We start from the raw sequence: 5,182 nt of genomic DNA, 5'->3' as shown, positions 1-5,182 counted from the left end.
CGTGGCAGACGCCGGGGCCGGTGCCGGCGGTGCAGGGGCCTGCGCGGGGGCGGGCGGAGGCGGCGGTGCGGCGATCGTCCGCGGGTCGGGCGTGGAGGACTCGGTCATCTGTAGGCTCCCTCGTTCAGGGACGCGCGTCGCGGCCATCCCCCGCGCACCAGCGTAATCGCTGTGTCCACCTGCATGACCGGATGACGGATGCATGACGACCCGCCGGGCCCAGGTCATGCATCCGTCCGAGGATCCTGCAGGTGGCGGGCAGGCGCGACCCCCGGTGCCGGTGACCGACACTGCAAACGTCGAAGAGCAGCCGCTTTCCGGGCAGGTCGAGCTTCTCCGCTCCCACCGGGACAGAACTGTTCCTCGCTCGGAAGCGGCCGTGCCGATACATGACTGAAGAGTATGAGGACAATACGTGACGAGTAGAGAACGAGTAGCGATCATCGGAGCCGGACCCTCGGGGATGGCGCAGCTGAGGGCCTTCGAGTCCGCCGCCCGTGCGGGAGCCGACATCCCCGAGCTGGTCTGCTTCGAGAAGCAGGCCGACTGGGGCGGGCAGTGGAACTTCACCTGGCGCACCGGACTGGACGAGTTCGGCGAGCCGGTGCATTCGAGCATGTACCGCAACCTGTGGTCGAACGGCCCGAAGGAGGCGCTGGAGTTCGCGGACTACAGCTTCGACGAGCACTTCGGTCGCCCGATCTCCTCCTACCCGCCGCGCCCGGTGCTGTGGGACTACATCGCCGGTCGCCTGGAGAAGACCGACGTGCGCGACCTGATCCGCTTCCAGACCGTGGTCCGCTGGGTGGAGTTCGACGACGAGCGCGAGGTCTTCACCCTCACCAGCGAGCACCTGCCCTCCGGCGAATCGTCCGTGGAGGAGTTCGACCGCGTGATCGTCGCGAGCGGACACTTCTCCGTCCCGAACGTGCCGGAGTTCCCCGGTATCGAGACGTTCCCGGGGTACATCAGCCATGCCCATGACTTCCGAGGCGCCGAGGCCTTCGAAGACAAGGATGTGCTGGTGATCGGCGCGAGCTACTCCGCGGAGGACATCGGCAGCCAGGCGTTCAAGATGGGGGCCCGTTCGGTGACGGCGAGCTTCCGCTCCGCGCCGATGGGGTACGACTGGCCCGAGGGCATCGAGGAGCGGCCGGTCCTCGAACGCTTCGAGGGCAGCACCGCGTTCTTCGCCGACGGCACCTCGAAGCAGGTCGACGCGGTCATCCTCTGCACGGGCTACCTGCACAAGTACCCGTTCCTGCCGGACGACCTCGCCCTCTCCTCGCCGAACAACGTGTACCCCGACGGGCTGTACCGCGGAGTGCTCTGGCAGGGCAATCCCCGCCTGGCCTACCTCGGCGCGCAGGACCAGTGGTTCACGTTCAACATGTTCGATGCGCAGGCCTGGTACGTGCGTGACCTGATCCTCGGTCGTCTGTCCCTGCCCGACGAGCAGGAGCGGGCGGCATCGATCGCCGAGTGGCGCACGCGCTTCGGGCAGATCGATTCGGCCGCGGCGGAGATCCGCTTCCAGGCGGACTACATCCGCGATCTGCTGCAGCTCACGGACTACCCGGAGTTCGACATCGACCGGGTGGTCGAGATCTTCCTCGCGTGGAAGCGCGACAAGAAGGACGACATCATGGGCTACCGCGACCGTACGTACGAGTCGGTCATGACCGGCACCCTCGCGGTCGTGCATCACACGCCGTGGCTGGAAGAGCTCGACGACTCGCTCGAGCGCTACCTCGACGTGGACCCGGATGCCACTGAGACGGCGCGGATCATCGAGGGTCAGCCGCGCGACGACGATCGTGAGGCGCTCGCCACCACCTGAGTCTCTGTTGACGCCTCCGCCCCTCCGCCCCCTCCGGGTGCGAGGGGCGGAGGCGTCAGAGGCAGGTCAGGAGCCGATCGGGGTGGTGCCGCGGCGCCTGCCGATCCAGACGACGACGGCGGCCACGGCGATGATCGCGATCGCGATGCCGACGATGTAGGCGGAGACCCCGAGGTAGCCGCCCGGGACGGTGTGCGGGTTCAGGAAGGGATACGGGTACCAGTAGGGCTGCCCGGTCGCCGGCGAGATCACCAGGTTCGCGCGGATCATCGTGTACGCGACCCACACGAGGGGGAAGACGGCGGTGGCCCCCACGGCGCTCCAGCCCAGCGCGCGGCGTCGTGGCGCGAAGAGCAGATCGAGGAGCATGATCAGCGGCACGATCACGTGCAGCACCTCGTTGGACCAGGGGACCGTCGCCCCCTGTGGCAGCTCGATCCCGCGGAGCAGTGTGTTGTAGACGATCCCTGTGACGATGGCATAGGTGCTCGCGCAGACCAGGATCAGTGCGAGCCAGCGCGGTTCGGGGCTCGTGGTCTTCCGGTTGAGGATGCCCCAGAGGCCCCCGACGACGAGAGCGACGGCTGCGAGGACGTTGGAGAGGATCGTGAAGAAGCTGAAGAAGTTCACGATCACCGTGGGGAGGTGAGAACCCCACTCGGTCTCCGAGAGCATGGCGATCTCGAGCGTCCGCACCAGTTGGGCGACGATGGCAGCCACCGCGAGAACAGATGCCGCGAGTCGCGCGTAGGGCCACCAGGTCGTCATTTCGCCTCCGGTCGTAACTGTAGTCACTCGCCCCGGCGGTTCTCGGCATCAGGTGCGGCGACGCCACCGCAGTCGTGTGATGAGGACGCCGAGCAGGCAGAGGGCTCCGCCGAGGAACATCAGCGGCGTCGGCACCTCGCCGAGGATCGCCCACGACATCAGGATCGCGATCGCGGGCACGACGTAGGTGGTGGCGGAGGTCTGTCCCGCGGTGCTGCGCTGCAGGACGTAGGCCCAGGTGGTGAAGGCGATCGCCGTGGGGAAGATCCCGAGGTAGACGACCCACAGCGTCGCGTCCAGCGGTGCGGTCTGCAGGGAGTCGATGAGGCTGCCGACCCAGGGCAGTAGCGCGACGGTGCCGACGCCCGCACCGAGCCAGGTCAGGGTGGTCGGATCGACGCCGGAGGTGAGCAGGCGCTTCTGCACGAGCGTGCACCCGGCATACATGACGGCTGCGAGCAGGGCGAGCAACAATCCGGTGATGTCAGGGCCGGCGCTGGTGGAGGAGTTCATGCCGATCAGCACGACCCCGAGGAACGCGATCGGGGCGCCGATGATGAGGGGCTTCGGGAAGCCTTCGCGGAGGAAGAGTCCGCTGAAGACGACGACCATGAGCGGCGCGAGGTTCACCACCATCGCGGCCGTCCCCGCATCGAGTGTCAACTCAGCGCTGTTGAGGGCCAGGTTGTAGACGCAGAACCAGCCGATGCCCCACACCGCCACGAGGAGCCAGTGGCGACGGGCGGGGATGCGGATCCCGTGCCGCACGGCGATGATCGTCAGCACCACGGTGCCGACCGCCATCCGCAGCAGCGCCAGAGCGCCCGGGTCGTAGTGAGGGCCCGCACCACGGATGCCGATGAACGCCGAGGCCCACAGCACCACCGTGACCAGCGCGGCGACGAGCACGAGCGCGCCCTGACTCTTCGGCGCCTCGGCGTTCATGCGGATACCGGGCTCGCCGGATGCTGCTCGTGACATCCTTCGATCCTGGCAGGGGCTTCCGACACCGGACGAGCCGCCGGAGCGACATCCACCCTCGTATTTCGGACGATCCGAGGGCTATCGCCCGTCCTGCGTCTCGCGTCGCGTTGCGCGCACGGACGCGCGCTGCAGTCATATGTCGCATAAGGCACGCACGCCACACGAAGTGCCCAGCGTCAAGTCGGACATTCGGGGGACAGACAGGACTCACAGCTGACAGATAGAGTCCCGAACGAGTACCGCCGCAAGCCCACGGTCGAAGCGTGACGGTCCTGTTTCGAAGTCGTGGTTTGCGTGCATTCCGACGTGCTCGTGCGCGCACGCGCCGCAATTCGTTCCAGGGATCCGTCGCCGAACGACTGCGATCTCCACGCGGTTCGATACCTCGTGACCCCCTGGAGAAGAGTCCTGCGATGAAGACCAGATCTCACCGTCGACGCCTGCGTTTCGCACCGGTGCGGCGACTCCCGTTCGCCTGCGCCGCCATGCTGATGACGGTCGTCGTCTCCGTCGGGCTCTTCCAGCCGCTCGAAGCGTCTGCAGCGACTGCGGCCGCGGCTGTGCGCACGCAGGTGTCCGCGCCAGCAGGGCTTTTCACCCCGTCGACGGACGCGGCCGGAGTGGTCACGCAGTTCACCGATGGGGGCCCCGCGGTCCAGGCGGCCGCGCGGGAGGCGCTGCTCAAGGGCGGCCAGAGCATCGAGGATTTCATCACCACGGGGCAGCATGAGGCCATCGCCCAGGACTATCGCCTCATCGCGCTGCGCCTGAGCCTTGCGGGTGGACGTGCTGTCCGCCAGCAGGCGGAGTCCGTGCTCACAGCGAACGACCCCGACCAGCTTCGAGCGTTCGTCACGGAGGGATGGAAGGACGCCTGGGAGGTCGACGACCGCTCGGCGGCGTTCGTGCTGGCGGACACGGGAACGCCGACGGTGCAGCGCGAGGCGAACAAGGCGTTGGACTCGGAGGACTCCAGCGCGGTGTCGCAGTTCTTGCTGATCGGCCAGTACGACGCCAAGATCATCGACAACCGGGCAGCGGCATATGTGCTCGCCACCACGGGTTCGCCGAGCGTCGTCGCGGCGGCGGAGGCCGCACTGGATGCGACGTTGCCGGATGGGTCGGACGATACGCAGGCCGTCGCCGACTTTTTGCGCTATGGGCAGTTCGTCGCCGGTGCGCGTGACGCCGAAGCCGCGACCATCGCTCAGCTGACGAGCCAGGTGATCGCCGCGAACCTGGTCGCCCAGGAAGAGCGTCGCAACGCCGACAACGCCTCCGCGCAGGCTGTCCTCGCGGCCAAGCTTGCGAAGGAGGCCACCCAACGGGCCGCTCAGCAGGCCGCAGCCGCGCAGGGCAACGCCGAGAAGGCCAGTGCTGCGGCGACGCGGGCGGCCGCGTTGGCTCGACAGGCGGCCGATGCGGCCGATCTCGCCGTGCAGGCCGCAGCCGCAGCCCATCAGGCCATGAACGCCTCGATGAGCGCGGCAGGGACGGCAGCCTCCGCGGCTGCCCGTGCGAACCGTGCGGCCGCGAGTGCCGATGGTGCGGCGGCGAACGCTGCGGGCCAAGCCGGCATGGCCGCAGCGG

At 68.2% G+C, this 5,182-nt stretch carries 4 protein-coding genes; 2 read left to right on the top strand and 2 right to left on the bottom strand.

What is annotated here, in order from left to right; translation table 11 throughout:
* The first annotated feature begins 415 nt into the window (after nt 1–415).
* Nucleotides 416–1,840 carry an NAD(P)-binding domain-containing protein gene (locus L978_RS07955; protein ID WP_047522122.1) on the top strand — a complete coding sequence of 475 codons (1,425 nt, stop codon included), beginning with the start codon at nt 416–418 and terminating at the stop codon, nt 1,838–1,840.
* A gap of 66 nt (nt 1,841–1,906) precedes the next feature.
* Here the strand turns inward: L978_RS07955 and L978_RS07950 are convergent, their stop codons facing one another.
* Together L978_RS07950 and L978_RS07945 are read right to left on the bottom strand one after the other, a co-directional pair.
* Entirely contained in the window at nt 1,907–2,608 is a 702-nt protein-coding gene (locus tag L978_RS07950; protein WP_047522120.1) for a Pr6Pr family membrane protein, read from the bottom strand.
* A gap of 48 nt (nt 2,609–2,656) precedes the next feature.
* A complete protein-coding gene (locus L978_RS07945; protein ID WP_047522118.1) occupies nt 2,657–3,589 on the bottom strand; it encodes a DMT family transporter in 933 nt (310 codons plus the stop codon).
* Nucleotides 3,590–4,005: 416 nt separating this feature from the next.
* On the opposite strand from L978_RS07945, the gene L978_RS07940 reads away from it, so the two are divergent.
* The coding region (locus L978_RS07940; protein ID WP_047522116.1) for an ALF repeat-containing protein at nt 4,006–5,182 on the top strand (1,177 nt) is incomplete at its 3' end.

Origin of the sequence: Microbacterium sp. ZOR0019 (assembly GCF_000800925.1) — a bacterium.
Classification (GTDB): domain Bacteria; phylum Actinomycetota; class Actinomycetes; order Actinomycetales; family Microbacteriaceae; genus Microbacterium; species Microbacterium aurugineum.
The sequence above is the reverse complement of the archived record's forward strand: the minus strand, read 5'-3'. Positions and strand labels throughout refer to the sequence as shown.